Annotated in this window: 20 protein-coding genes and 1 pseudogene; 15 read left to right on the forward strand and 6 right to left on the reverse strand. The window is 38.7% G+C overall.

Annotated elements, in window-relative coordinates:
• Positions 1 to 579, reverse strand: a 579-nt coding sequence (locus ACM0OR_RS21445; RefSeq protein WP_414578654.1) for a tetratricopeptide repeat protein, incomplete at its 3' end; no start/stop codon positions are given.
• 149 nt (positions 580 to 728) lie between these two features.
• Here ACM0OR_RS21445 and ACM0OR_RS21450 point away from each other — a divergent pair.
• The 4 genes from ACM0OR_RS21450 to ACM0OR_RS21465 all read left to right on the forward strand — a co-directional run bounded on the left by ACM0OR_RS21450 (position 729) and on the right by ACM0OR_RS21465 (position 2,183).
• Positions 729 to 902, forward strand: a complete 174-nt coding sequence (locus ACM0OR_RS21450) for a hypothetical protein (protein ID WP_414578656.1) — start codon at positions 729 to 731, stop codon at positions 900 to 902.
• 148 nt (positions 903 to 1,050) lie between these two features.
• Positions 1,051 to 1,320: an AbrB/MazE/SpoVT family DNA-binding domain-containing protein gene (locus ACM0OR_RS21455; protein WP_414578657.1), complete on the forward strand. Its 270-nt coding sequence runs from the start codon at positions 1,051 to 1,053 to the stop codon at positions 1,318 to 1,320.
• Positions 1,317 to 1,736 carry a putative toxin-antitoxin system toxin component, PIN family gene (locus tag ACM0OR_RS21460; protein ID WP_414578658.1) on the forward strand — a complete coding sequence of 140 codons (420 nt, stop codon included), beginning with the start codon at positions 1,317 to 1,319 and terminating at the stop codon, positions 1,734 to 1,736. Before ACM0OR_RS21455 ends, ACM0OR_RS21460 begins: the two co-directional genes overlap by 4 nt.
• Positions 1,737 to 1,934: 198 nt before the next feature.
• Positions 1,935 to 2,183, forward strand: a complete 249-nt coding sequence (locus ACM0OR_RS21465) for a hypothetical protein (protein WP_414578659.1) — start codon at positions 1,935 to 1,937, stop codon at positions 2,181 to 2,183.
• A 260-nt stretch (positions 2,184 to 2,443) separates the two neighbouring features.
• Here ACM0OR_RS21465 and hemB read toward each other — a convergent pair whose 3' ends face one another.
• Positions 2,444 to 3,424 (reverse strand): porphobilinogen synthase, encoded by a 981-nt coding sequence (hemB, locus tag ACM0OR_RS21470; RefSeq protein WP_414578660.1) that lies wholly within the window; start codon positions 3,422 to 3,424, stop codon positions 2,444 to 2,446.
• 578 nt (positions 3,425 to 4,002) lie between these two features.
• On the opposite strand from hemB, the gene prfC reads away from it, so the two are divergent.
• From prfC to ACM0OR_RS21490, 4 genes are all read left to right on the forward strand, one after another.
• The gene (gene prfC / locus ACM0OR_RS21475; RefSeq protein WP_414578661.1) at positions 4,003 to 5,631 is read left to right on the forward strand and encodes a peptide chain release factor 3; all 1,629 of its coding nucleotides are present in this window, start codon (positions 4,003 to 4,005) and stop codon (positions 5,629 to 5,631) included.
• Between the two features lie 142 nt (positions 5,632 to 5,773).
• Complete coding sequence (locus ACM0OR_RS21480) at positions 5,774 to 7,975, forward strand: M48 family metalloprotease (protein WP_414578662.1); 2,202 nt, start codon at positions 5,774 to 5,776, stop codon at positions 7,973 to 7,975.
• 748 nt (positions 7,976 to 8,723) lie between these two features.
• Positions 8,724 to 9,215, forward strand: a complete 492-nt coding sequence (locus ACM0OR_RS21485; RefSeq protein ID WP_323265513.1) for an RNA-binding protein — start codon at positions 8,724 to 8,726, stop codon at positions 9,213 to 9,215.
• Positions 9,216 to 10,515: 1,300 nt separating this feature from the next.
• Positions 10,516 to 11,784 (forward strand): glycosyltransferase family 4 protein, encoded by a 1,269-nt coding sequence (locus tag ACM0OR_RS21490; RefSeq protein WP_414578663.1) that lies wholly within the window; start codon positions 10,516 to 10,518, stop codon positions 11,782 to 11,784.
• 66 nt (positions 11,785 to 11,850) lie between these two features.
• Here the strand turns inward: ACM0OR_RS21490 and lipA are convergent, their stop codons facing one another.
• The gene (gene lipA, locus ACM0OR_RS21495) at positions 11,851 to 12,750 is read right to left on the reverse strand and encodes a lipoyl synthase (protein WP_414578664.1); all 900 of its coding nucleotides are present in this window, start codon (positions 12,748 to 12,750) and stop codon (positions 11,851 to 11,853) included.
• Between the two features lie 256 nt (positions 12,751 to 13,006).
• On the opposite strand from lipA, the gene ACM0OR_RS21500 reads away from it, so the two are divergent.
• The 7 genes and pseudogenes from ACM0OR_RS21500 (at position 13,007) to ACM0OR_RS21530 (ending at position 21,590) form a co-directional block, all read left to right on the forward strand.
• Positions 13,007 to 13,636: a response regulator gene (locus ACM0OR_RS21500; protein WP_414578665.1), complete on the forward strand. Its 630-nt coding sequence runs from the start codon at positions 13,007 to 13,009 to the stop codon at positions 13,634 to 13,636.
• 353 nt (positions 13,637 to 13,989) lie between these two features.
• Positions 13,990 to 16,362, forward strand: coding sequence for a sensor histidine kinase (locus ACM0OR_RS21505; RefSeq protein ID WP_414578666.1), 2,373 nt, complete (start codon positions 13,990 to 13,992; stop codon positions 16,360 to 16,362).
• A gap of 68 nt (positions 16,363 to 16,430) precedes the next feature.
• Entirely contained in the window at positions 16,431 to 17,657 is a 1,227-nt protein-coding gene (locus ACM0OR_RS21510) for a response regulator (RefSeq protein ID WP_414578667.1), read from the forward strand.
• Between the two features lie 298 nt (positions 17,658 to 17,955).
• Positions 17,956 to 18,336: pseudogene (locus ACM0OR_RS21515) on the forward strand (response regulator); the annotation flags it as partial.
• A complete protein-coding gene (locus ACM0OR_RS21520) occupies positions 18,319 to 19,257 on the forward strand; it encodes a sensor histidine kinase (protein ID WP_414578682.1) in 939 nt (312 codons plus the stop codon). The pseudogene ACM0OR_RS21515 and the gene ACM0OR_RS21520, both read left to right, overlap by 18 nt.
• 131 nt (positions 19,258 to 19,388) lie before the next feature.
• Positions 19,389 to 20,540, forward strand: coding sequence for an FIST signal transduction protein (locus ACM0OR_RS21525; protein WP_414578668.1), 1,152 nt, complete (start codon positions 19,389 to 19,391; stop codon positions 20,538 to 20,540).
• 15 nt (positions 20,541 to 20,555) lie between these two features.
• Positions 20,556 to 21,590, forward strand: coding sequence for a sensor histidine kinase (locus ACM0OR_RS21530; protein WP_414578669.1), 1,035 nt, complete (start codon positions 20,556 to 20,558; stop codon positions 21,588 to 21,590).
• A 347-nt stretch (positions 21,591 to 21,937) separates the two neighbouring features.
• Here ACM0OR_RS21530 and ACM0OR_RS21535 read toward each other — a convergent pair whose 3' ends face one another.
• The 3 genes from ACM0OR_RS21535 to ACM0OR_RS21545 form a co-directional block, all read right to left on the reverse strand.
• Positions 21,938 to 22,594, reverse strand: a complete 657-nt coding sequence (locus tag ACM0OR_RS21535; RefSeq protein WP_414578670.1) for a PEP-CTERM sorting domain-containing protein — start codon at positions 22,592 to 22,594, stop codon at positions 21,938 to 21,940.
• A gap of 806 nt (positions 22,595 to 23,400) precedes the next feature.
• Positions 23,401 to 24,963 (reverse strand): NAD(P)H-quinone oxidoreductase subunit N, encoded by a 1,563-nt coding sequence (locus tag ACM0OR_RS21540; RefSeq protein WP_414578671.1) that lies wholly within the window; start codon positions 24,961 to 24,963, stop codon positions 23,401 to 23,403.
• A gap of 198 nt (positions 24,964 to 25,161) precedes the next feature.
• On the reverse strand, positions 25,162 to 26,763 hold the full coding sequence (locus tag ACM0OR_RS21545) for a TROVE domain-containing protein (RefSeq protein WP_414578672.1): 1,602 nt from the start codon (positions 26,761 to 26,763) through the stop codon (positions 25,162 to 25,164).
• Between the last annotated feature and the right edge of the window lie 21 nt (positions 26,764 to 26,784).

Genomic DNA, 26,784 nt, shown 5'->3' on the forward strand with positions numbered 1-26,784 from the left:
GCCAATATTGTTGAGGGTGGTGGCTTCCCCTCCCCTGTCCTCCACTGCCCGGTATAGAGGTAGGGCTTGGTTGTAGTATTTGAGTGCCTCTTGCTTTTCTCCTAATGAGTCGTAGACAGAGCCAATATTGTTGAGGGTGGTGGCTTCCCCTCCCCTGTCCTCCACTGCCCGGTATAGAGGTAGGGCTTGGTTGTAGTATTTGAGTGCCTCTTGCTTTTCTCCTAATGAGTCGTAGACGAAGCCAATACCAAGAAGGGTAAAGGCTTGCTGTCTTTTATCATCAACTTGCTGCCAAAGTTTTAAGGCTTCCAACCATTTATCCCTCGCCTGTCGCAGTGATTCTGCTGTGCCTTGTTGAAAAAGTTGCACCCCCTCTTGTGTCAATTTTTCCGCAGCAGCGCGAGTTGCATTTTGTTGTGTGTTTTCTGGTTGCTGTGCTATCTGTAACCTTTGATTTCTCTGGGTTGCTCCCACTGACTCCGATAGCAAAACAGCACTCAGCAAGAAAATTAAACTGTGGCGGGTGACTTTTGCTAGCCAGCACCAACATAACCCTTGAGACTTTACACTCCTCTCCATTCTTTAGCCTCACAGCCTCAATCAGTGATTAGTTACAGCCCTATCCTGCCGATATTAATTCCCTCTGTTGGTAAAATATTTAATTGTCGCCAGTGATATTGCTGAAACTTTAATGTTGATTCTACTGGGTATCACTAGCGAACTCATCCGTGGTTGCAGTTTTGGTAACGGATTTTTTCGGGTGGGGACTGACTAGAAGAGGCAGGGGGGCAGGGCGCAAGGGGGAACTAGGAATTGGGACAGGGGGAATTGAGGAGGGTTATTCCGGTGAACTAAACTTGCTCAAATCTACAGAGTTGGTGTTGGGGCTAGAAACAACTTAAAACGTGATAAAATTCAAGTAATAATAAAAAAATATTTCATGTAGTTGCATATTTAATATCTCTCTTAGTAGTGTGTGTTAGTAACACACCTTCTAAAGCTTTCTAAGTATATGTTTACAAATCAAATATCATTCCTATAGTAAATATTATGCAGACACATCCAATTATTAGAGTGACTGACGAAAAACAAATAACTTTACCACCAGAGATTCAATCTCAACTGCAACCTGGTGATGAATACCGAATAATTATTCAAGGCAATTCTATTGTTTTAGAAAAAATTACTCAATCAAATGTAAATTTAGATGATTTTCTCAAAGAATTAGAAACTTTAGAACCTGATCCTAATCAACCCACAATGGAAGAAATTAGCCAAATAGTTAAGGATGTCAGACGGGAGTTATGGTCTAATCCATGAAAGTTATCCTTGATGTTAATATTTGGATTTCAGCCATGTTGTGGGGGGGTGTTCCTGGAAAAATACTACGTTTAGCTAGAAATGAACAAATAAATATATTTATTTCTGAACCGTTATTATTAGAACTAGAAACGACTTTAAAACGGGATAAATTTCAAGTAAGACTAACACAAAGAGATTATACGTTTGCTGATTTAATATCTGTAGCTCAGGGTTTATGTAACTACTGTCCAACTATTTCTGTAGAAGCTTCTCAATTACGTGACCAAAAGGATACTATAGTTTTAGCTGCGGCTGTAGCTGCACAAGCTGAGGTAATTATTACTGGTGATTTAGATTTATTGGTGTTAATAGAATTTAATGGAATTAAAATTATGACACCACAAGATTTTCTCAGTTGTTATTTTTCAGCATAGTAGCTTGGCTTGAGTTAAGTAAAATACAACAGGTTATAAGTTATCAGATGTAGGTTGGTTTAAGCGCAGCGCAACCAAACGTTTTTTTGCAAACAAAATTTTAGCCAGTAGCCAGTAGCTTTAGGAGGTGCGTTACGCTGTCGCTAACACACCCTACGCGTTGGTTTTCAAACACCAATTAACTGAAATATTCAAATTATGAATAAAGGTATTATTGCCAAAGTAACGGCAGACAGAAAACTAGAAATTCCTCCAGAAGTTTTGAAAGAATTTCAGCCTTTTACTGCGTATGAAGTCTCAGTTACAGAAGATGAAATTATTTTCAAGAAGACAAATAAGCGATTGACGCTACAAGAATTAAGGCAAAGAGTAGCAGAGGCTGCTTCAGATCCTCATCAACCAACACTTGAAGAAATAAGCCAAATTGTTAAGGAAGTTAGACAATAACTAAAAATCAAATATGAGTCCCATATGTTAAATAATGCAAAAATACTAGGACTGAGTTCGTAGTAAGGACTTTAGTCCTTTTTTGTTCCCTGCGGGACGCTGCGCGAACGCGGAGCGTCTCGCAGAGAGAACTAAAGTTCTCACTACAAACCTTTAATCATTTACCCTGTTCTACTTAATTACGAATTACGAATTACGAATTACGAATTGTACTAAGAGACGCTGTATTACAACGTCTCTCACAAGCGGAAAATCGTAACTTACCGCAACCATCTAGCTGCATCTTTGGCGTGGTAGGTTAATATCAAGTCTGCGCCAGCACGTTTGAAACTGGTTAAGGTTTCCATGACTACGCGCTGTTCATCTATCCAACCATTCAAAGCCGCAGCTTTGACCATTGAATATTCACCCGAAACGTTGTAAGCAGCCACAGGTAAGTTACAGGCTTCTTTCACACGCCAGATGATATCCATGTATGCTAAGGCTGGTTTGACCATGAGCATATCCGCACCTTCGGCAATGTCTAGCTCAATTTCTTTAATCGCTTCACGCGCGTTACTGGGGTCCATTTGGTAGGTTCTTCTGTCGCCAAATTGGGGTGTTGAATCGGCTGCATCTCTAAATGGCCCATAATAAGCCGAAGCATACTTAGCAGCATAGGACAAAATGGGGGTGTCTTGGAATCCTGCTTCATCTAAAGCAACACGAATTGCTTGGACAAAGCCATCCATCATGCCGGAAGGCGCAATAATGTCAGCACCGGCTTGAGCTTGGGAAACGGCTGTCTTTTTCAGTAGTTCTAAAGTGGGGTCGTTGAGAACTCTTCCTGTCAAGTCTCCGACTTGCAGATAACCGCAGTGTCCATGACTGGTGTATTCACACAAACAAGTGTCGGCAATGACAATCAAATTCGGTACTGCTGATTTTACTGCTGTCGCTGCTTTCTGGACAATGCCGCAATCATGCCAAGCACCGGTTGCATCTGTGTCTTTGTCGGCAGGAATACCAAATAAAATAATAGCGGGAATTCCTAGGTCATAAACTTCTTTAGCTTCTTCGACAATCTTATCTACGGAAAGTTGGTAAACTCCAGGCATTGATTTGACTTCTTTGGCAATGCTCTGGCCTGGTACAGCAAATAAGGGGTAGATTAAATCATTTGTGGTGATTACGGTTTCTCGTACCATCCGGCGCAGTTGGGGATGGGTACGCAGACGGCGGGGGCGATGGGTGGGAAACATAAATTTCTGTGAAAAAGTAGGAATATAATGGACACAAGATAAACCGTCACAAAAGTCAGACAAAACTCTGTTATTGTCAGACAGACTACAGACAGTGCTTAACTGTCCTTTGCCCTACTCCTGATCAAGCTGTGGGGCAATTTTGTATTCTACAGGAGGCAGGAGGCATTTTGGATTGAGCATCTAAAATCTAATGTGGTAGATGTCTGTTTCCTGCATGAAGATAAACAAATCTCTGATTTTGCCTTGTTAATGAATTAAAGTCGTTGAAAATATGAATTAACGTTCAATTTTACTATTTATAAATTCTCAATTTTTTGGGAAGTTTTATGATAATTTTTATTAAAAGTTTGTCCTGCGGTTATTGTAAATTAAAACGCAAAGTGGCGCGGAGGTAATCGCAAAGGTGCGCTGAGAGTTTTTTGTGAGTTTGTGTCGGTAATTGGAATGTTACGGTTGCATGAATACTTTTAAATTTTGCATTATTTGTGATGAGCTTCGTTGTTTTAAGATGAAGAGACTCGCTAAAGTAGAAAAAATTAAGTTAAGTAACGTAACAAGGAACTCAATAAAATATTATGTCAACTGAACTTCAGACGGAACTTAGTCAAGCAGTTGAACTTCGCCGTAATTTTGCGATTATCTCTCACCCGGATGCTGGTAAAACTACTCTGACGGAAAAGCTACTACTGTACGGGGGCGCAATTCACGAGGCGGGTGCTGTTAAGGCTCGTCGGGCGCAACGTAAGGCAACTTCAGACTGGATGGCAATGGAGCAACAACGGGGTATTTCTATTACCTCTACAGTATTGCAGTTTGAATACAAAGACTGCCAAATTAATTTACTTGATACACCAGGACACCAAGATTTCAGTGAAGATACTTATCGGACTCTCGCGGCGGCTGATAATGCTGTGATGCTAATTGATGTCGCTAAAGGTCTTGAACCCCAAACACGGAAATTATTTGAGGTTTGTAAACTGCGAGGTTTACCAATCTTTACATTTATTAACAAGTTGGATCGTCCGGGTAGAGAACCACTGGAACTGTTGGATGAAATTGAGCAAGAGTTGGGTTTGCAAACTTATGCAGTCAACTGGCCGATTGGGATGGGCGATCGCTTTAAAGGTGTTTTTGACAGACATCAGCAACAAATTCACCTATTTGAACGCAGCGCACACGGCAGTAAAGAAGCCCGCGATACTACTGTAGACTTGGGCGACCCCAAAGTTGAGGAACTACTGGAACAGGATTTGTACTACCAACTCAAAAATGATTTAGAACTTTTAGAAGGGGTAGGCCCAGAGCTAGATTTGGATTTGATCCATCAAGGAAAAATGACCCCAGTTTTCTTTGGTAGCGCAATGACAAACTTTGGGGTAGAGTTATTTCTAAAGAACTTCCTCGACTACGCGCTTAAACCAGGTGTCCATACAAGTAGCCTCGGCGAAGTACCCCCCACTTATCCAGAATTTTCAGGGTTCGTTTTCAAACTGCAAGCCAACATGGATCCAAAACATCGCGATCGCGTTGCTTTCATCCGGGTCTGCACTGGTAAGTTTGAAAAAGATATGACAGTGAATCATGCTCGCACTGGCAAAGTTGTCAGGTTATCAAGACCGCAAAAACTCTTTGCTCAAGAACGCGAATCCATTGATACGGCTTATCCAGGTGATGTAATCGGTTTAAATAATCCAGGTGTTTTTGCGATCGGCGATACAATTTATACGGGGCAAAAGCTGGAATATGAAGGAATTCCGTATTTTTCACCAGAACTTTTTGCGTCTCTTCGCAATCCCAACCCCTCGAAATTTAAGCAATTCCAAAAGGGCATCTCCGAATTGCGGGAAGAGGGTGCAGTACAAATCATGTATTCAAATGATGAAGCTAAACGTGACCCCATTATGGCAGCCGTGGGGCAGTTACAGTTCGAGGTGGTGCAGTTTCGCTTACAAAACGAGTATGGTGTAGAAACCCTGCTGGAACTACTACCCTACAGCGTCGCCCGTTGGGTAGACGGTGGCTGGGAAGCTTTGAATAAGGTGGGACGTATATTCAACACCACCACAGTCAAAGACAGCATGGGTCGCCCAGTTTTACTGTTCCGCAATGAATGGAACTGTCAACAGTTACAGGGAGATCATCCAGAGTTGAAACTCAGCGCGATCGCCCCAGTGTTTTCTAGTCAAAAAGCAGTAGAAGAGTAAGTGAGTGCTGAGTGCTGAGTAGTAGAAACATTAGCCTTCTGCCTTCTGATAGAAACCACTGGTTTGATGTACACGGCATCTGTTGATTCGCGCTTTGCTATAACCGTGGAGCAAATCACACAGATGGAGTGTCAAAATTTCTATGCCTTCACACGCTAAATCGTCTTTGGAGGCTGGTTTAGTTGCCCTCAAACAAGGAAGTTATCAAGCAGCGATCGCTCAACTAGAACCTTTAGCAAGTCATCAGGGCAATGAAACTGCTAGACTGCAAGCTAGGGTAGGCTTAGTCATGGCCTATGCACGCTGTGGTGAAGTTCGCAAGGCGATCGCTCTGTGTCAGTCCCTCACTGACAGTCAAAACCCCAAGGTGAAAGAATGGGCAAAAACGGCTCTTGTACACCTCACAAAAAGCAAAACAAAGCGCAAAAAATCAGACAATACCCAGGTTAATCAGACATCAAAGCAGCAGCCAGCTCCAGCCAAAACTAGCTATTCATCTGCTTTGCCGTCTGTGGGTTTTCAAAATACATTTATTGACAGACAAAATTTAGCCAGCAACCCTTTAATTGACACGACAGGTTACGCCAAAACTAAAGAATTTGGTATTTATTGGCGACAAGCAAAACGCGCCAAAGTCTGGCAACCTTTACAAAAACCAAGCTTAATACCCTTGCGACTCCTAGCAGCAGGCACATTCATGGCACTGTTTTGGGTGTTGCGAGAACTGTTTAAGTTTGCAACGGGTACAATTAACTGGACTTTAGTTAAACTGCCTTATTTAGAGCCATTACAGTTGCTCTATCGTGATCCTACCCCAGTCTTAATTAGTGTTTTGTTCGTAGCGATCGCCCTCTCGCCTTGGTTATTAGATTGGTTTTTAGGAGAGTTTTACGGTCAGCGTGAGTTATCAAAAGATATTCTACACAACCATAGTCGAGAAACGCCCCGTGTATTGCATCGCTACTGCCAACAGCGTCACTGGCCATCCCCCCAACTACGAATTTTACCAACATCTGCACCCATAGCTCTCACTTATGGCAATTTACCCAGAAATGCGCGAATTGTAGTTAGTCAAGGTCTGTTAGATCAATTAGCTGATGATGAAATTGCTACCATCTATGCAACGCAACTAGGACAAATCACTTACAAAGATTTTGTTCTCATGTCTTTAATGCTGTTGCTGACGCTACCAATTTACAAACTCTACCAGCAAGTTGCTGTCTGGGGGAATACATCAGCTAAGGGTGTATGGCATTGGCCATTTAGTATCGTCTCTAGTCTCATCTATGGTTTATGGTGTGTGCTGACTGGGACGGCATTGCTATATTCGCGTTTGCGCCCTTATCATAGCGATCGCCTCGCCGCCGAAATCACCGGTAATCCCAATGGTTTGATTCGTGCCTTACTCAAAATTACCATTGGCATTGCTGCTGATATCCAAAAAACAGAATCCACGAGTTGGCAGTTAGAAAGCTTAAATATATTATTGCCAGTTAGTTATCAACAAAGTATTACTTTGGGTAGCATTGCAGGTCATCTCAACTTTGAATCAATGTTGATGTGGGATAATACTAATCCCTATCGGCGTTGGTTGACTCTGAATAACACGCATCCGTTAATAGGCGATCGCATCGAACGTCTATGTCAAATAGCACGGTACTGGCATATAGACCCCGAATTACATCTAGCTAGCCAGCAATCACTCAGTCAGCAAGCATTGACCGTTACCCGTCAATCTTTCTTGTTGCAAATTGCGCCATTCCTAGGGATTCCCCTAGGTTTTTTGTTTGCGGGTTTGATTTGGTCATCTTGGCAAACTGCTTTCGCACTCAAGTTTTTAAATCTCAAGTGGATTTACGAAGATTGGTCATTCGTGATCGGTTGCCTACTCATCTGCTTTAGCATTGGTATGGTAATTAGGATGAACTCCTTTTTTCCAGACATTAAAGCTAATAGCGTCCACACTGATGAACAGTTACCTTACCTGTTAGCCAACCCCTCCAGCATCCCCATCGATAGCGTCAAGGTGCGTTTTGTTGGTAAGTTATTAGGTCGTCCCGGCATTAGTAATGCTTTAGCACAGGACTTAATCTTACAGTCCAGCACAGGTTTAGTGAAACTACACCATGTTTCCTGGTTAGGACAACCAATTTATCATCAAGAATTAATTGGTCGGCAAGTGATAGTTACAGGCTGGTTTCGTCGAGGTGCAACACCCTGGGTAGATATCCAAACCCTGCAAACTCAAAATGGTAAAACCCTCAATAGTCCTCATCCCATCTGGTCTACAGTTATAGCGGTTGTAGCCCAGGCTTGGGGGGCTTATATTTTTCTCACCGGCTAACCCTGCTACGCAAAAGTCAACGAATTTTGGATTTGTTTCACTAGACCTCTTGCATAAATGCTGAAGTTGTCATGTTGAGCGAAGCGAAACATCTCAAAGATTATACATTATTCACAAAGTGTCCCGCAGGGTAGGGGTTGACCAATGCCCAATCATCAAATGTAAATAAATATTGCAAATTTTCTTTTGGAGTGTTACATTTGTTTACAAAATCATTGATAACTGAAATAACTTAGCGTTCCAGCTTGGTAACTACCGTTAGCTGCCTGCGCCAATCTATTGATGTTTATCCTCCCAACACAGCAGGGAACCAACCAGCCAATGGCTGGTTTTTGTTTCCTACTATTCAATATTCGTTCTTGAGAAAATATGTATTTTATGCTACGATACAGTAACTCTATTGCAAAAAAAGTATATGCTGAACTAGCTACGTAGAAAATACCGTGGTAATGTAAGGGATGGTATTTAATTCTGCGGGCGAAGGCATTGAAACAAAAAAAAATGCTGAAGGCAAGAGACAGTTAAAAACAAATTTACAACTTTTAGAATTAAGGTGGTACTAACAGAGCGTTGTATGCGCTTTTGGATTCAATAAGCTTGATCCCAACAAAAAACTGTATTGTATAGATTGACAGTTTGGAGTAAAAAAATTGGTTTATGGCAGTCTTGGTCAATAGCATTTAAAAGCCAATGCCAAGCAATTGTTTTCTTGCCTTGCCATGTTCATTCAACTCTGGAGGTATAGTTCATGTCCGTTCGCCTATATATAGGCAATTTGCCAAAAGAAGAAATAGATCGTCAAGAACTGCAAGCAGTTTTTGCAGCAGAAGGCGATGCTGTCACTACTAAGTTAATCAAAGACCGTAAAACTGGCAAATGCCGGGGTTTTGGTTTTCTAACAGTCAATAATGATGAACAAGCTGACCAAATTATAGAAAAGTATAACGGTCAGATGTTCAAAGAAACACCCATCAAGTTAGAGAAGGCTTTACCTCGGACAAAAGGTGAGGAAGGAGAAGAACAAGCAGCACCAACACCAGCTGCTAGTGCTACCCCCACTCCTAGAGCCAACAAAGAAGGTAGTCGCCGTGATAAAGGTGCTAAAAAGTCTCGTCGCGGTGGTGGTGGACGTGAAACCAGTACAACTACATCTGATTCAGATGCAGTTCGTCCCGATCCACGTTGGGCTTCTGAATTAGAAAAGCTCAAGCAAATGCTGGCTGCTCAAACCACAAACTAGGTGAAAGGAGTGAATGATTAAAAATTAAAAGTCAGATTTTTTTGATTTTTAATTTTTAATCGCTAACGTTTCCGTCATCGCTCAACTGTGGGTTGATTATAGCTACGATTGTGAGTGCGATCGCTGTTGTAGGATAAAATGTGTTGATTGGCTTAATTTGTCTAGACTAATTACCTGCATAGCTCGTTCTACCAAAAATTGCGATGACCTATGGTTGGGCGCAGCCCATCGTACTTAGTTTAGTTAACTCATCAAACTTTTCTGAATCTTCCAGAGTCATCATCACCAGAGTGAGGGCAAGGAACAACTCCTCGACTGGAATCCAATCTCATTACAGCTTTTTGGTACTTTCTTTCTCAAAAAGAAGTCCAATTTGTGATTAATAACCCCTTCAGTCTTATCAGGTGTTGAATTAAGGCTGGAGGGGTTTCCCGTTTTGAATTTAATCTCATATATACAGATGACAGGGAAAAGACAGATTCCCTGCGGAACGCTATACGTCGGCGTAGCCTCTGTCTCTAACGGATAGAACACCATAAGACGTTCCGCGTTCGCATGGCGTCCCGCAGGGAAACTCAGTCGAGTCGCTTTAGCCGAACGATGACAAGGGATAGGAAAGAGGTTGAGTTTCTTTCATTTTTTGCTAGTAAGTAACTGCACTAGTGGGAGGCTCTCAAGAAATCATTCAAAATTCAAATGAATTTAAAAGTCTCTTACACCCCTATACCCTTTTTGTAATTAAACACAAAAAATGTAGCTAAGAAAATTTTAAAAAATCTGTATTATAAGCTACAAAAAGTTATTTTGATATTAGTAATATCAGACACTATTTTAAGTAAAACTATTATTCAGTATTAACCCTGATAACTTAGCATATTTAGGGATTTATTTGATTAATTCTGAATAATTTAGGCTAAAAAATAAGTAAAAATACGGTAGTAAGATTTAATAATAATTACTAAAAATAGTACATCTATTGAGATGAAAACAGTGTTTTAAGTAAAAACCTGATTTATTAATATTTATAAGAAGTTTATATCTGCATATTTATCGGTAAATAGATAGAGGTTCATCTATCACAAGTATGAGATTTCCGTATAGCTAATTAGGTATAAACAATTTAAATATAACAATAAAGGTAGAAAAAAAAAGTATCATCCTGGCAATAGATAGACAAAAAGATTTGACATATTAAATTAAAATAAAGATTACTCAATGTTCCTACATAATTTCAAGTAAATGCACTGTAAGTAATCTCGAAATAGCCCACAACTTTATTCACATCAGCAACACACAAACTATGAACTCTACCACTGAAAAGCGTATAGCTTTAATTTCTGTCCACGGAGATCCAGCGATCGAAATTGGCAAAGAGGAAGCCGGCGGGCAAAATGTTTATGTGCGTGAAGTAGGTAAATCCCTAGCTGAATTGGGATGGCAAGTTGATATGTTTAGCCGCAGAGTCAGTCCTGAACAAGAGACAATTGTTCAACATACTCCACTCTGTCGAACAATTCGCTTAACGGCCGGGCCGGTGGAATTTGTCCCACGAGATCATGGTTTTAAATATTTACCAGAATTTGTCCAACAATTACTACAATTTCAACGAGAAACTCACATTAAATATCCAGTTATACACACAAACTATTGGCTTTCTAGTTGGGTAGGGATGCAATTAAAAGCTCTCCAAGGTAGTAAGCAAGTTCACACATACCACTCTTTAGGAGCAGTCAAATATAAAAGTGTAGATACGATTCCTTTAATTGCGACTAAACGTTTAGCAGTAGAAAAACAAGTTTTGGAAACAGCAGAAAGAATAGTTGCTACTAGCCCTCAAGAACAGCAACATATGCGATCGCTAGTTTCCACAAAAGGTTATATTGACGTTATTCCTTGTGGTACAGATATCCAGCAATTTGGCTCGATAGACAGAGCATCTGCTAGAGCAAAATTAGGAATTGCACAAGACGCAAAAGTCGTATTGTATGTAGGGCGTTTTGATTCTCGCAAAGGTATAGAAACCTTAGTCCGTGCAGTTAACGAGTCTCAGTTACGCAACTCTGGCAAACTCAAACTCATTATTGGTGGTGGTAGTACCCCAGGTGCTAGCGATGGTAGAGAGCGCGATCGCATTGAAAGCATTGTGCAAGAATTAGGCATGAGTGACTTTACAACTCTTCCCGGTCGTCTTGGGCAAGAAATTTTACCGACTTACTACGCGGCGGCCGATGTATGTGTCGTTCCCAGCCATTATGAACCATTTGGACTAGTAGCAATTGAAGCGATGTCCAGTGGTACACCAGTTATCGCTAGTGATGTTGGTGGTCTTCAATTTACAGTAGTTACAGAAAAAACTGGTTTATTAGTACCACCAAAAGATGTAGCAGCTTTTTCAGTTGCGATTGACCGAATTCTGATGAATCCAAGATGGCGAAATGAATTAGGTCTAGCCGCTAGAAGACACATTGAATCTAAGTTTAGTTGGGGTGGTGTGGCAGATAATTTGAGTGAACTATATACCCAAATTTCAGCAGCATCAATCCTAGAGCCAGCATTAGTTGGTCAATAAAGGTTGCGATTTTACTTTGGGGCATGGGGCATTGGATAACTCTAACTGTCCCCAGTCCCCTGTTTCCTACTCCCCTGCATGATAGGAACTGCGAACCAGAGGGGCAGAACGTACATGACTAAATCCCATATCTTGGGCTAGTTTACCGAGTTGCTCAAATTCCTCTGGTGTCCAGTATTTTTGGACTGGTAGATGTTCTAAAGAGGGGCGCATATACTGACCAATAGTTATGCGATCGCACCCTACTACTCTTAAGTCTCTCATCGCTGTGATCACTTCCTCCACAGTCTCACCATGTCCCAGCATTAACCCTGATTTGGTGGGAATAGTAGAATCGAGTTCTTTAACTATAGCCAATACCCGCAAAGAGCGATCGTACTTAGCACCCCGGCGGACTGGCCCTGTTAACCGTCGCACTGTCTCAATGTTGTGGTTAAAACAAGCTGGCTGGGCTTGCGCAATCATGTCTAGACGCTGGCGTTGAGCTACTTCGCCTGCACCTACACCACCCCAAAAATCGGGTGTCAAAACTTCAATTTGCGTATCTGGATTAAGTTGGCGAATAGCTGTCATTGTGCTGAAAAAGTGACTTGCACCTTGATCTGGCAAGTCATCGCGAGCTACAGAAGTTAGAACTACATAACGCAATCCTAAAAGCTGCACAGACTCTGCTACCTTTTGCGCTTCCTCTGGATCAATAGGCATGGGTGCATGACCTTTATCTACTTGACAAAAAGCGCAAGCACGGGTGCAAGTTGGCCCCATTAATAAAAACGTAGCTGTTTTTTGCGCGTAGCATTCCCCTCGATTGGGACAACGCCCTTCTTCACAAATAGTATGAATTTGGCGTTGCTTAATAATGCGTTGTACTGTGGAGAGTTCACTGGCTTTGCCAATAGAACGGCGTAACCAGCTAGGCATAGCTGCAATTTCTGCTCTGATTTCGGCTGATTGAGAGGAAGTCATAATCAATTCAAAATAGGGGAGTAGGGAGTAGAGAGTCAGGAATTTGAGGGCTTTGAGGATCAAGCCTCAAATTTTACGATGACACAAAATTTCCCCTACGCAAGTAGAGGTTTGGTAAAACACGAGCTGCAACGAGATTTATACCGAAATATACTATCCCCTAATCAATAACAATGTTGAGTATAGTGGGAGCATTCTCACAGTCAATCGGCGTAGCCGTTATTGAAACTTAAATATTCTTTTAGAGCAATCAGTCGTGGCAAGTAACAAAATTCTAGTTATCGATGACACTACCGTTGTCAGGGTAAAAGTAAAAGAAATGCTACCTCCTGGCAATTTTGAGGTATTGGAAGCAAAAGACGGTTTGGAAGGACTAAATTTCATCCGTCAAGAGAAACTCAGCTTGATTATGTTGGATTTTTTACTACCCAAAATGAGTGGTTGGGAGGTTTTCCAGCAAGTTCAAGCTCACCCTGATTTAAGAAAGATTCCTTTAGTCATTATGTCTGGTCGAAAGGAAGAGGTTACAGAGAAAATGACCGAACCTTTTGAGTATTTTGAATTTTTGGGTAAGCCTTTTGACCAAAAGCAGTTAATTGGTGCTATTAAGTCAGCAATGACTAAGGCTAAACTACCACGCCCAGAACCTTTGCCAGTAGCAGTAACCAGCGTAAAAAATGTGACAGCAACTACTGCTACTGTCACAAATGGTGCTGTAGCAACCGTTAGTGTTCCCAAAACTGCGACAGTTGCAAATGCTGAAGCTACTTCTGCGGCTGAAATTCAACTACTGAATGAGAAAATTGCCAAAATGCAAGCAGAGATTGATGGCTTGAAAAAACAGTTAACTCAGGTAGTAACTTTTATTAAACAGAAAATCAAGTAGCAAGAGATAACTCAATGCTAGACAAACCCAATCAAGTAATGATCTTCCATCAAACTTTGAGTGTGACGGTGAGAGTGTCAAAAAAATGAGGTAAATATATATTTATTATAGTCCGCCTAAGCGGGCTTATTTTGTATGTAGGTGAGTTCAAGTGGCGATCAAGCAGATATAACATTACCAACTGCTTATTATCTTAATATATACTCAATCTAGCTAAATAAACTAGTAGAGTAATGCCTGCGAAGAGCTACCCCAACTTAGCAATGTATCTCATGATATTGATCCTAGGATAATGGGAAAAATAATGCCAGAGATTTATACTCAGATTTCCCAGCTATGCAGAATTAACAACAATGACGCATCTTGGTGTTCGACGTTCTCAAAAGTTGCCTCTACGCTTCATCTTAATTGTCCCTTTTATTATGCAAATTTTCGCCACAGTAGGACTTGTGGGATATCTCTCTTTTAGAAATGGACAAAAGGCAGTAAATGAACTTGCTAATCAACTGATGATTCAGGTAAATCTAGTAGTTGATCAGCACCTAGATACTTACCTCACAACGCCTGATCAGCTTAATAAAATTAATTTAGATGCGGTAGAAATGGGGATGCTGAATTTAAGCGATTTCCAAGCTACAGGCCGTTATTTTGCAAAGCAGATGCAAGTATTTAATGTAGGTTATATTAGTTTTGCTAATTCCAAAGGTGAATTTATTGGCGTTGAACGATTAGATAATGGTCAGCTATTAATTAATGAAGTTTCCCAAAACAAGGGAATTGGTAAACTTTATGTTTATACAATTGATAGTCAAGTAAATCGGCGACAATTAATAGCAATTAAAGATTACGATCCTCGGTTAGAAGCTTGGTATAAAGATGCAGTTAAGGTAAATAGACCTGTATGGAGTCAAATATATCAATGGGAAGATAAACCAGAAATTCTGTCGATATCTTCTAGTTATCCTCTGAATCAGAAGCAGCATAAATTTACTGGTGTGCTTAGTGTAGATTTGATATTGTCACAAATTAGTAATTTTTTAGCTGATTTAAAAATCGGTAAAACCGGTAAAATATTCATCTTAGAACGCTCTGGATTAATAGTAGCTACTTCGGCAGATGACTTACCATTTAAGGTGGTAAATGGTAAAGCACAAAGACTATCAGCATTAAATAGTAAAAATACTTTAATTCAAAGTACAACAAAATATCTACAGCATAATTTCGGGAAAATTATAAATATTAAATCTAATCAACAAGCTGTAATAAAAATACAAGATGAGAATCATTTTGTGCAAATTACTCCTTGGCATGATCCATTGGGTTTAGATTGGGTGGTGGTGGTAGTTGTCCCTGAAAGTGAGTTTATGGCGCAAATTAGTACCAATACTCGTACAACTATTTTGTTGTGTTTAGGGGCGTTAATTCTAGCTACTGCACTGGGTATATACACTTCTCGTTGGATAACCAATCCTATTTTAAAGTTAACTAAAGCTAGTAGTGCGATCGCCTACAGTGGACGGAACGCCATCGCATCTGGAGAACTTGAGCAAACAGTAGCGATTTTTAGCATTCATGAACTGAGTATTCTTGCTCAATCTTTTAATCAAATGGCAGATCAACTACGCCAATCTTTTACATTTTTAGAAATCACTAATCAAGAGTTAGAACAACGCGTTGCCCAAAGAACAGCAGAAATTACAGCAGCTAAAGAAGTCGCTGATGCTGCTAACCATGCCAAAAGTGAATTTTTAGCTAATATCAGCCATGAACTTCGTACACCATTGAATGGTATTCTTGGCTATGCACAAATTCTCCAATTTGATCCAAATATCAGTGATGAACAAATGGAGGGGGTTAATATTATTTATGATTGTGGATTTCATCTATTGAATTTAATTAATGATATTTTAGATATTGCTAAAATTGAATCAAAAAAAATGGATCTTTATCCCGAATTTTTTGATTTCAAAAAATTTTTATTAGGAGTTTTTCATATCTGCCGAGTTAAAGCAGAACAAAAATTTATCGACTTTATTTATCAAGTAGATCATCATTTACCAACTACCATTCAAACTGACGAGAAACGCCTACGTCAAGTTCTAATTAACCTTTTAGGAAATGCTATTAAGTTTACACAACATGGCACAGTAATTTTTTTGGTGGAAGTAATTGATAATTATAAAACAAATCAGCAATTACCTGTATCTACAATTAGATTCCAAATTATAGATACAGGTATTGGAATGACGAATGAACAACTAAAAACAATATTTTTGCCTTTTGAGCAGGTAGGAAATACTTTAAAAAAATCAGAAGGTACAGGTTTAGGACTAGCTATCAGTTACCAAATTGTAGAAATGATGGGTGGTGAAATTAAGGTTGAGAGTATTTATAATCATGGGAGTAAATTTTGGTTTGACTTAGACTTACCAGTGGTTAATATTGGAATAATATCAGATTTATCCATAGTGAAGGAAAATATGATTGGATATAATCAGGAAGCTCATGAGGATAATAGGGAAATAATCTTTCCCCCTTCAGTAGAATTGATAAAATTATATCAAGCTTCTAAAGCTGGTTATATTGTTGATATTCAAGAAGAAATAAGCCGCATTCAAAAATTAGATGAAAAATATAACCAATTTTCTAGGCAAGTTTTACAATTACTAGAAGAGTTTGACGATGAGGTAATTGTCGAAATGATTCAGCCTTATTTAGATTGTTAATTATTTCCAAAAAATTAATTCGGGCATAAATAAAGATGATATCTGGATACTTTTAGAGGAACATTTAGATGAGCGATTCTCTTAAAAACTCAATTTTAATTGTAGATGATATACCTACAAATATCAAAGTTTTATTTGTAATTCTCAATCAAGCAGGATTTAAAGTTTCTGTTGCTAAAAGTGGCAAAAGTGCCTTAAAAAAAGCGGAAGAAACATTACCTAATTTGATTTTATTAGATGTAATGATGCCAGAAATGGATGGTTTTGAAACTTGCTATCAACTCAAGGAAAATCCGATAACTAAAAATATCCCAGTAATTTTTATGACGGCTCGTTCTGACTTAATTGACAAAGTAAAGGGATTAAAACTGGGAGCGGTAGATTATATTACTAAACCCATTGAATATGAGGAAGTATTAGCGAGAATTAATATTCATTTGGAATTACGCCGCACTCAACTAAAATTAGCACAGGAAGAAAAAATGTCTACCTTGGGACAGCTAATATCAGGGATTGCTCATGAAATTAATAATCCAATCAATTTTATTTCCGGTAATTTAATTCATGCTCAAAATTATATTGCAGACCTATTAGAATTATTAAATTTATACGAAAAACATACCAAAAATTCAATTCCAGCGATTCAAACTTATATCAATGAGATTGATCTAGATTTTATTAAACAAGACCTACCCCAGCTATTATCTTCCATGAGAATAGGGACTGAACGGGTTGAAAAAATTGTGCGATCGCTCCGTTTATTCTCACGCTTAGATGATACACAATTTCAATTATTTAACATCCATGAAGGTATTGATAGCACATTAATTATATTAAGTAATCGAATTAAATCTACATCAACAAGTGCAGAAATTAATATAGTTAAAAATTATGGTGAATTACCTTTAGTAGAGTGCTATGCAGGTCAACTAAACCAAGTATTTATGAATCTTCTTGCTAACGCTATTGATGCTATAGAAGAATCATTAATTGGCAAAATATCTGATACACCCAAAATTGAGATTTGTACAGCCGTTACAGATGATCAAACATCTATATCTATTACAATTAGTGATAATGGTATAGGAATTTCTCAAGAAGTTCAAGAAAGAATGTTTGACCAATTTTTCACTACTAAGCCATTAGGAAAAGGGACAGGCTTTGGATTAGCAATCGTTCATGAAATTATAGTAGAAAAACATAGAGGTACTTTAGAAGTAAAATCATCTATGGGAGAGGGAGCGCAATTTTTGATTACTATTCCTATTCAGCAAGCCAGTATGAAGATATCATAGGTATTTATTCTTTATTACTAAAACTGTTGTAATCACTAATTTTATGGGAACTATAATCTTGTATATTCTTGAAATAGAGATAATTTATTGTCCCTAAATAGTCATTATTAACTGGGTATACAATGAACAATAAAAATATTTCTAGATAATGGGAGAAAAAGTAAAGTCTTTTTCTGATTCTCAAAATAGAAACCAATTGTCAGTATTCACATAATAAAAATATGATTATTTCTATTTTCTAGTATTTAACTTCTATTGTTTAACCGATGGATAACTATACAATAAAATTACCATAAAAATGCTTGATACATCAACAGAAAATAACTTAATTTTAGTTGTAGATGATACTATCACCAATTTAGAAATTATCTCAGCAGAACTGATGGCAGCAGGCTTTACAGTAGCTACAGCCATTAATGGTGAACAGGCAATCCAGAAGATACAATTTCAATTGCCAGATTTAATTTTATTAGATGTGATGATGCCAAAGATGGATGGATTTGAAACCTGCAAATATTTAAAAGCTAATCCAATTACCCAAGATATTCCAGTTATTTTTATGACTGGAATTACAGATACAGACAGCAAAGTCAATGGGTTAAATTTGGGCGCAGTTGATTACATCACAAAACCTTTTCAAAAAGAAGAGGTATTAGCTCGCATTAAAACACATCTACAACTTAGAAATCTAACGAAAAATTTAGAGCAAAGAGTAGCAGAGCGTACTGCTAAACTCGATAACGCATTACGAGAATTACAAGAATTTCAAGTCCAGCTTGTAAAACAAGAAAAAATGTCTGTGCTTGGGCAGTTAGTTACAGGTATAGCTCATGAAATTAACAATCCTGTTAGCTGTATTTATGGCAATTTAGGTCATGCTTTCATATATTTTCAAAACATGATTAACCTCATTAACCTTTATCAACATCATTATCCTGAACCCATAGCACAAATTCAAAACGAAATCACAGCAATGGATTTGGAATATATTAGTTCTGACTTACCTAACATGATTTCCTCAATGAGAGAAGGGATTCAGCGCATTCGAGATATTAGTAGTAGTTTAAGAATTTTTTCTAGGGCTGATACAGAAAATAAAGTTAAGTGCAATATTCATGAAGGTATTGATAGTACGCTTTTAATTCTCAAACATCGCCTCAAAGGTTCTGAAAATTGTCCTCCTATTGAAATTATTAAAAATTATGGTGACTTACCCTTAATCGAGTGCTTTCCTGGACAATTAAATCAGGTATTTATGAATCTATTAGCGAATGCCATTGACGCTATAGAAGAATCAAATACTGGACGTAGCATAGATGAGATTCAAGAAAATTCTCATCAAATTGTTATTCAAACTATACTCAATACTAATAAAAATTTCGTAGTAATTAAAATTAAAGATAATGGTTTAGGTATGTCTGATGAAATTCAGAAAAAAATATTTGATCATTTATTCACTACAAAAGCTGTGGGTAAAGGTACGGGTTTAGGATTATCAATTGCCCAGCAAATTATCGTGCAGAAACATCAGGGGAGTTTAAATGTAAATTCCATTATCGGGAAAGGTTCTGAATTTACCATTACTATTCCTACTGAATAGCTTCTAAATATCTCAAAATCTACCAAGAAATTTTGGGAGTGTAAATACTCCGCTTTGCTCAACAGTAAATTTTTTATACAGATTTGGGAACTATATGGCTAGAGAGGTTGATTCACTAAAGAGTTAAATTGATGTTAAAGATAGTAGTTGGCCATAGCAATGACCCAGACTCCTTAGCAGCAGTGGAGGAACTAATTGAGCAATGCAACACTTCCTTGACTGGAGACATTCCTCAAGCGGGTATTCTGTTTAGTGCTATTGACTTTGACCATACTCTCATCCTGCAACAAATTCATCAGGCTTTTCCAGGAATTGAGTTAATTGGTGGAACTACGGATGGAGAGATTTCTTCAGTCTTAGAGTTTCAGCAAGACTCAATTGCCTTAATGTTGTTTTGCTCAGATGAAATAGAAATTTGTGCAGGTGTTGGACTGAAAGTTTCTCACGATCCCATTACTGCGACCAAGGAAGCTGTAGAACAGGCAAAAGCTAAAACTACCACAGTTCCTCAACTATGCTTGACCCATCCAGAGAGTCTGACAACTAGTGGTGTATCAATATTAAATGGTTTAAAACTAGCTTTGGGAGAAACATTTCCCATATTTGGTGGTTTAGCAGCTGATCAGTCAAAATATCAAAATACCTATCAATTTTTTCAAACACAAGTCCTCAGCGATTCTGTTCCAGTTTTATTGTTTTCTGGTAACGTTCTATTTTCCCACGGTGTAGCTAGTGGTTGGTTTCCCATCGGTAAAACTAGCAAAGTCACTAAAGTAGAAAAAAATATAGTCTATGAAATTGATGATAACCCAGCTTTAGACTTCTATCGGCATTATTTAGGTACACTACCACCTTCAATGGAATATCCTCTAGCAATTTTGGATGAAGATGGAGTGAGTTTTTATCTTAGAGCGCCGATTGCCTATGATGAAACCACAGGTAGCATGACCTTTTTTGCAGATATTCCTGAGCAAGCAACCATTCAAATTTCTGAAGCTGGACATCAAGATATTTTGGTGGCTTCTCACGCATCATTTATGAATGCTATCAATAATTATCCAGGCACAGAACCAGCAGGCGTACTATTTTTTTCCTGTGTAGCTAGGCGGCAAATCTTGGGTATGCAAACCCAACAAGAGTACCTAAATACCAAAAATTATGTTAATCAGTTTTTACCTGCCTGTGGTTTTTATTCTAATGGCGAGATTGCCCCAATAAAATCTGCTGGTAAATCGCAATTTCATAATGAAACATTCGTTACTTTAATTTTAGGAACTAAGTAAACCTTCACGGAAATTATGAATTGCGAACAGAAAATTCAAACGCTTGAAAAAGCTAATAGAATACTACAAAAAAAATTAGACCGTGCTGCCATAGACCGACTACAGTTAGAAGAAACTAATAGGAAAAAGGAATCATTACTCAAAAAAGTAATTAATGAACTGCAAGAATCACAAACACAGTTACAACAAAGGACTCTAGAACTAGAACAGACATTAATAAACCTTCAGACAATGCAAGATAAAATGTCTGTTTTGGGTGGATTAGTTGCAGATGTAGCTCACGAAATTAACAATCCTGTCTGTTTTATTATGGGGAACATCACCCCTGCTATCGAATATATTCATGGCTTATTATATCTAATAGGCCTCTATCAGCAGTGCTATCCTGACCCATTCAAAGAAATCACAAACCAGATTAAAGTCATGGATTTGGAGTATGTATCTGAGGATCTACCCAAGCTCATTATGTCCATGAAAGAAGGTACTGATCGCATTAGTAATCTTAGTTCTAGTTTGCGGACTTTTGCGCGGGCTGATACAGAATCTAAATTACCTTTTAATATTCATGAAGGGATTAATAGCACTCTATTTATCCTTAAGCATCGTTTAAAAGCTAATCAGAACCGTCCAGAAATTCAGGTAATTAAAAAATTCGGAGATATTCCTATAATCGATTGTTTTCCTGGACAATTAAATCAGGTATTTATGAACATTGTTGCTAATGCAATTGATGCTTTAGAAGAGTCAAACTCTGATTTAAGTTTTGCAGAAATTCAAACAAGAAATAATCAAATTATTATTCAAACATCTTTGGACTACCATAATAATTATGTATTAATTCGGATTAAAGATAATGCTTTAGGGATATCAGAAGAGATGAAAGCTAAAATTTTTGAACATTCATTTACTACTAAACCTGTAGGCAAAGGTACGGGTTTAGGATTATCAATCGCTCACCAAATTATTGTGCAGAAACATGGTGGTACTTTGGAAGTAGAATCTGCATTAGGAGAGGGTTCAGAGTTTGCGATCGCTATTCCTATTTACTAAGATGATTGAAATAGTTTTTATTATTAAATTAAATTAAATATCTTTGCTGTAGAAATTTTAGATAAACTTCGGGTAATTCTAAGTTTAGAATTTTAACCTAGTTAACCTGAGTTCGGGATAAGAAATCCTCAAAAGCCTTGACTTATCGTTGTTCGGTCTGAAGCTCTGTTTTCATCTATTCTCAATAAGAGATATTGTTGAGATTAGTTTCATTTGTGAACCTTATTGAGAAAATGATTTCACTTTAATCCCTGCTTTGATCACTTCCAGTTTTATTCAATCCTTACAGAATAAGCTTTTTAGCTTCTGGCTTAACCCGAACTCAGGTTAAAATATTGAATATTAAATTAACTTATTTTGCTATTTTTAGACATTTTATTAAACATCAACCCAAATATACCAGCTAAAATCAAACCAATACTTGAAGGTTCTGGGACTGGTACTTGTCGATGACTTCCAATTAAACTATATTTCCAGTTTTTGATATCTCCATTCTCACCTTGAATAAATAAAGAACCAAAATAAACATCAGAATGTTGTCCATGAGGACGTTTATCTGTAAAAGATCCTGTGTTCTCGTTAATAAACGAGTTATCTAATTCAGAAAAAGGAAAACTTACAGAGATTGCCTCATCGGATGCTGTTCCTACCCCTCCATCCTCTGGATGTAAAGGCATTATGTGCCTAGATATTGAGCGAATAGTAAGTCTATCTGAAGAGATACTAGAAGGATTGGGGTCTAAAGGGATACTAGAAGGATTATAGTCGATTTCTATATTTGTAATCCAAAAACCATTGTTTAGAAAATCTAAACTGATAGAATTTCTTCCTACAGGAATTTGTTCATTTATTGTTCCTTCTAAATTCAAAATAAACCCTTCAGGTTGATCATCAAAAACTTGTTTATCAACAGTAATTAATCCAATCCCATAAGCACTTGGTATGCCAAAAAATAATAAACAAGAGGATGTAAAAATTGCTGGTATAATATTGCTAAATTTCATCTTTTTTAGTTTTTATTAGTATTAACAATGTAATTTAAATAAGCTTAAATACGTATTTAAATTGGATTGTTTAGCTGCTAAATGATGTCCAACTATGTATATTTGTGTATTTTTGAAAAAATTTGATTATCATTTCATTGCTTCTGTTTAGCGAATGAAGAGTTACCAAAAATGTTATTAGATGTTTGGGCTTGTTTTTCAACAAAATACAACATCTAACAAATTTTGCAAGTCCGTGTTGATATAAAACAGAAATCTTTACATGAAATTTAATTATTTCATTAAAAAAATAAATACACAAAACTATAAAAATTAATGACATTAAATTTAACTTAATAGCTAAAACTAATCTTGAAAAAAAGCTCCTTGGAGGTGAAGGAAAAACTGACAAATAGCTTAAGCATCTGGGTGCGAATTATACCTGCAATCGGTCAACGTGCTGCAACTATAAGCAGGTTTTATCAATTAACGAAATCATGAGGGTTGTATCGGTTCTCATTGATAAGTTAAATTTGATGTCTCGTTGTCGCTTTGGTGTCCCCAACGAAGATACAATACTTTTGGTCACTTGTTACACGAAATAATGCTAAGACACCTCTTTTTTCCTTGATTGTTCCCCATCTAATCTCCATCTGATAAGTTTATAATAATTTCAATAAGTGAGCAGCTCATTTTGGTAAATTGCTCTACACAAAGGTATAAGCTAGGCGAACAGAATTTCTTGTTCAAATTAATATTAGTTACAAATATAAAACATGGCTAATAGTTGAAAAACTATTAGCCATTTAGATAACAAAAGGTAGAATTTACAACCCTTCTGGTTTTTCATCAGGTATTATACTTACCTGGTTACTGACAACTGCTGCTGTTTGCAAAATAGCAGTATGAGTAACAGAATTATTTGCCAAAGTAAATAGAGGATTTGACAAAATTCCGGCGAGGGTAGTAGCGATTAAAGTCACTATTAACCCTACTTGTAAAGGTCTAAACCCTGGTAAATTCCAACGTATTTCGGGGTAATTTTTCACTACGTCGGACATTTCTTGGGGTTCTTTAACCACCATCATCTTAACTACACGAATGTAGTAGTAGATAGAAACAACGCTGGTAACTAGACCTAGTAGAACTAGCCAGTAAAGACCCGCTTGCCAACCAGCCCAGAAGAGGTAAATCTTCCCGAAAAACCCAGCTAGAGGCGGAATCCCACCTAAAGAAAGCAGGGATAGGCTTAAAGCCAAGGTTAGTAGGGGGTCTTTTTGATATAACCCAGAGTATTCGGTGATTTGGTCTGTTCCTGTCCGTAGGGAGAACAGAATCACGCAGGTAAAACCACACAGGTTCATGAACAGGTAAACCAGCAGGTAAAAAATCATGCTGGCGTAGCCTGCGTCAGTCCCAGCAATTAAGCCAATCATCACAAACCCAGCTTGGGCGATGGATGAATAAGCCAACATCCGTTTCATGCTGGTTTGGGCGAGGGCGACGACGTTACCCAAAATCATGCTGAGAACAGCCAAGGCTGTGAAGACAAACCTCCACTCCTCGGCGACAAGGGGGAAAGCTGTAGTCAACAAGCGGATAGCTAGGGCAAATCCGGCTGCTTTAGAACCAACAGACAAAAAGGCGATAACTGGGGTAGGTGCGCCTTCATAAACGTCTGGTGTCCATTGGTGGAAGGGTGCAGCAGAGATTTTGAAGCCAATACCTGCAATCACAAATACTAGGGCAATCACCAAACCCAAGGATTGACCAACATTCGCTTGAGCAATACCATTAGCGATCGCACCTAATTCTGTTTGTCCACCAGATAGACCATACAGTAATGATACACCGTACAAGAATACTGCTGTACTGGAAGCCCCAATCAACAAGTATTTCAGAGCCGCTTCATTAGAACGGGGGTCACGCTTGGTATAACCCGTGAGTAAATAAGAGGAGATACTCAGTGTTTCTAGTGAGATGAAAATCATCACCAACTCACTAGCCCCAGAGAGAAACATCCCTCCTAGAGTAGCGGTCAATAAAATCGCGATGAATTCGGCTAATGCAGTGCCACTCTGCTCAATGTAGCGAATTGACATCAGTATAGTCACAACGGCAGACAAGGCAATGATACCGCGAAAGACAATACTGAGGTCGTCACCATTAAAACTACCGCTAAAGGCGATGGGATTGATAGCATCCCATTTAAAACATAGGGCGACAATCGCAGCTAGTAAACCTGCGATCGCTAGATATCCAATCCAGCGTGAGGATGTGCGCCCTAAAATCAAATCAACAATCAAAACCGCCATGAGGGTGATAATGACAATTCCCTCTGGTAAAATCGTCCCGGCATTTAACTGGGATGCAAGATTAGCAAAATCCATGAGATATATAGGTTTTGGCGATTAGACATCAAGGCTAACTGTGTTCAGGATAACTGAAACTCTTCTATAATTCTAAGACCCTTCATGAATATGAAGGGTCTACAGCGTAACGTAAAGTTAAGGAACTATTTTACATAATTCAGCAAACAGTAAAAAGGATAAAAGTTACCATTTATCCTTAATGCTATTCAACTCTCTTTATAATTCACCTGTAGCTAGCATCTGGATGATGCGAGGTGTACCAGGGTCAAACCCTGCCAAATCCCAAGACAGGGGATCTTTGGGATCTACTAAGGTAATTTGGTAAGGTGTCAAGCTGACATACACAGCCTTAACATCAGGATTCACCTTTTTACGGTAATCAGCTAATGCTTGAGAGGGATGTTTATAACCCGCCCAGCTTTCGGAGTCAGTCCAGAAACAAACAACATCGGCTTTGAACTTGTGCTTAATCATCCAGTCATAAGCTACAGAAGCATCTGTTCCGCCGAAGTTTTGGTTGCTGGCTTTACGCACAGCAGAGCTAAAACTATCTTTAGCGGTGATATTCAACTCCCGAAATTCCGTAGCAAAGCCGCGAATCATGTAGTTTTTCTCAGCTTTGGCTGTAACTAATGCCATTGTGGTGGCAATTTCACAGCAGCTGAGTCCCATATCTGCAACCAAGCTACCCATAGAACCAGAAACGTCTACGGCGTGCATGAATACTTTACCTGTGGGTTGCACCACATCAAAGGACAACTCAACGGCTTTTTCTAAGATGTCCACGATGCGGGGAACTGGACTCCAGGTTTTCTTACTGCGTCCTAATCTTCCCCCAGACTCGTAAGTTTTGAGTGCTTTCAAAACATCTATGGGATGGATACGACCTTTACGCAGATGTTCTTTGTTGTTGAGAACTGACTCTACACGCTGCAAGTTAGTTTTTTCGTCAGTCCGCAACACACCCAGTTCAGTTAATGAACCCAAGTTACGCAACATTGCACCAATAGGCATTTCCTGAAATAGTAATTGCCAAGCTTGCTTATCCATCTTGCCCACGGGTGCAGCCATTTCGTGGGTTAAACGTCCTTGCAAAATGGCTTGGTGGGTTTCGCCGGGGTTGTGCTTTAGCCATTCGTACCACCAAATTTGCGCCAACGCCTCAGAGGGTATTTCAGTTGGTAATTCTGCCCAACCTTTAACTACCCATTCATAGAGTTGACGGTGGTTTTCGGTAGGTGGTTTGACGTGAAACAACCGTAAAGCATCGCGATTAGTAAAGCCTTGACGTTGTTGATATTTCAACAGTTGATAGGCTAAACCTTTGACATCTTCACGAGATAACCAGCTTTTACCAGCTTCCCGGACTATCTTACCGAACCCCCTTAGAGATTTGGTATAGTTCAGCCATTCATAGAAATGGCTACCTGTACGGACAACTTGGGGAAAGATTTCACCAAAAGCCTGTTTTGCTTCTGGGGTTTCACCCATTGACAGCAACACCAAAGCAAAAATAGGTGCGCTGTTATTGATGGCGTGTCCATCACTGGCATACAAAATTTCTTCCGCAACACGGCTGGGATTTTCAGCGACAGCTTGTTTCACAACCGCCACAAAATCTTCTGTGAGTTCTTGTTTGCCAGCATAGTATGTGCTTTGGGCTGTGCCAACCAACAGACAACGCCGCAACATTTTCCAAATGCCAGCATCAAATATCCAGCCACCGGAACGCCCTTGAATCATCTCGGCTTCCCGTCCGGGGATGGGCTGATTTTGTGGTGTATTTGTCTTATTTTTGGTGAAAAAATTATAATTCATCGCTTCATCTCCCAGCCCTTG

This window comes from Anabaena sp. CCY 9402-a (genome assembly GCF_963920945.1).
In the GTDB taxonomy this organism is placed as follows: Bacteria; Cyanobacteriota; Cyanobacteriia; order Cyanobacteriales; family Nostocaceae; genus Trichormus; species Trichormus minutissimus.

Coding starts and splice junctions, on each gene's coding strand:
- ACM0OR_RS21455 (WP_414578657.1), top strand. CDS start 1,051: ATGCAGACACATCCAATTATTAGAGTGACTGACGAAAAACAAATAACT.
- ACM0OR_RS21545 (WP_414578672.1), bottom strand. CDS start 26,763: ATGAATTATAATTTTTTCACCAAAAATAAGACAAATACACCACAAAAT.
- ACM0OR_RS21460 (WP_414578658.1), top strand. CDS start 1,317: ATGAAAGTTATCCTTGATGTTAATATTTGGATTTCAGCCATGTTGTGG.
- ACM0OR_RS21540 (WP_414578671.1), bottom strand. CDS start 24,963: ATGGATTTTGCTAATCTTGCATCCCAGTTAAATGCCGGGACGATTTTA.
- ACM0OR_RS21480 (WP_414578662.1), top strand. CDS start 5,774: ATGCCTTCACACGCTAAATCGTCTTTGGAGGCTGGTTTAGTTGCCCTC.
- ACM0OR_RS21530 (WP_414578669.1), top strand. CDS start 20,556: ATGAATTGCGAACAGAAAATTCAAACGCTTGAAAAAGCTAATAGAATA.
- ACM0OR_RS21525 (WP_414578668.1), top strand. CDS start 19,389: ATGTTAAAGATAGTAGTTGGCCATAGCAATGACCCAGACTCCTTAGCA.
- ACM0OR_RS21505 (WP_414578666.1), top strand. CDS start 13,990: ATGACGCATCTTGGTGTTCGACGTTCTCAAAAGTTGCCTCTACGCTTC.
- ACM0OR_RS21485 (WP_323265513.1), top strand. CDS start 8,724: ATGTCCGTTCGCCTATATATAGGCAATTTGCCAAAAGAAGAAATAGAT.
- hemB (WP_414578660.1), bottom strand. CDS start 3,424: ATGTTTCCCACCCATCGCCCCCGCCGTCTGCGTACCCATCCCCAACTG.
- ACM0OR_RS21465 (WP_414578659.1), top strand. CDS start 1,935: ATGAATAAAGGTATTATTGCCAAAGTAACGGCAGACAGAAAACTAGAA.
- ACM0OR_RS21535 (WP_414578670.1), bottom strand. CDS start 22,594: ATGAAATTTAGCAATATTATACCAGCAATTTTTACATCCTCTTGTTTA.
- lipA (WP_414578664.1), bottom strand. CDS start 12,750: ATGACTTCCTCTCAATCAGCCGAAATCAGAGCAGAAATTGCAGCTATG.
- ACM0OR_RS21510 (WP_414578667.1), top strand. CDS start 16,431: ATGAGCGATTCTCTTAAAAACTCAATTTTAATTGTAGATGATATACCT.
- ACM0OR_RS21490 (WP_414578663.1), top strand. CDS start 10,516: ATGAACTCTACCACTGAAAAGCGTATAGCTTTAATTTCTGTCCACGGA.
- prfC (WP_414578661.1), top strand. CDS start 4,003: ATGTCAACTGAACTTCAGACGGAACTTAGTCAAGCAGTTGAACTTCGC.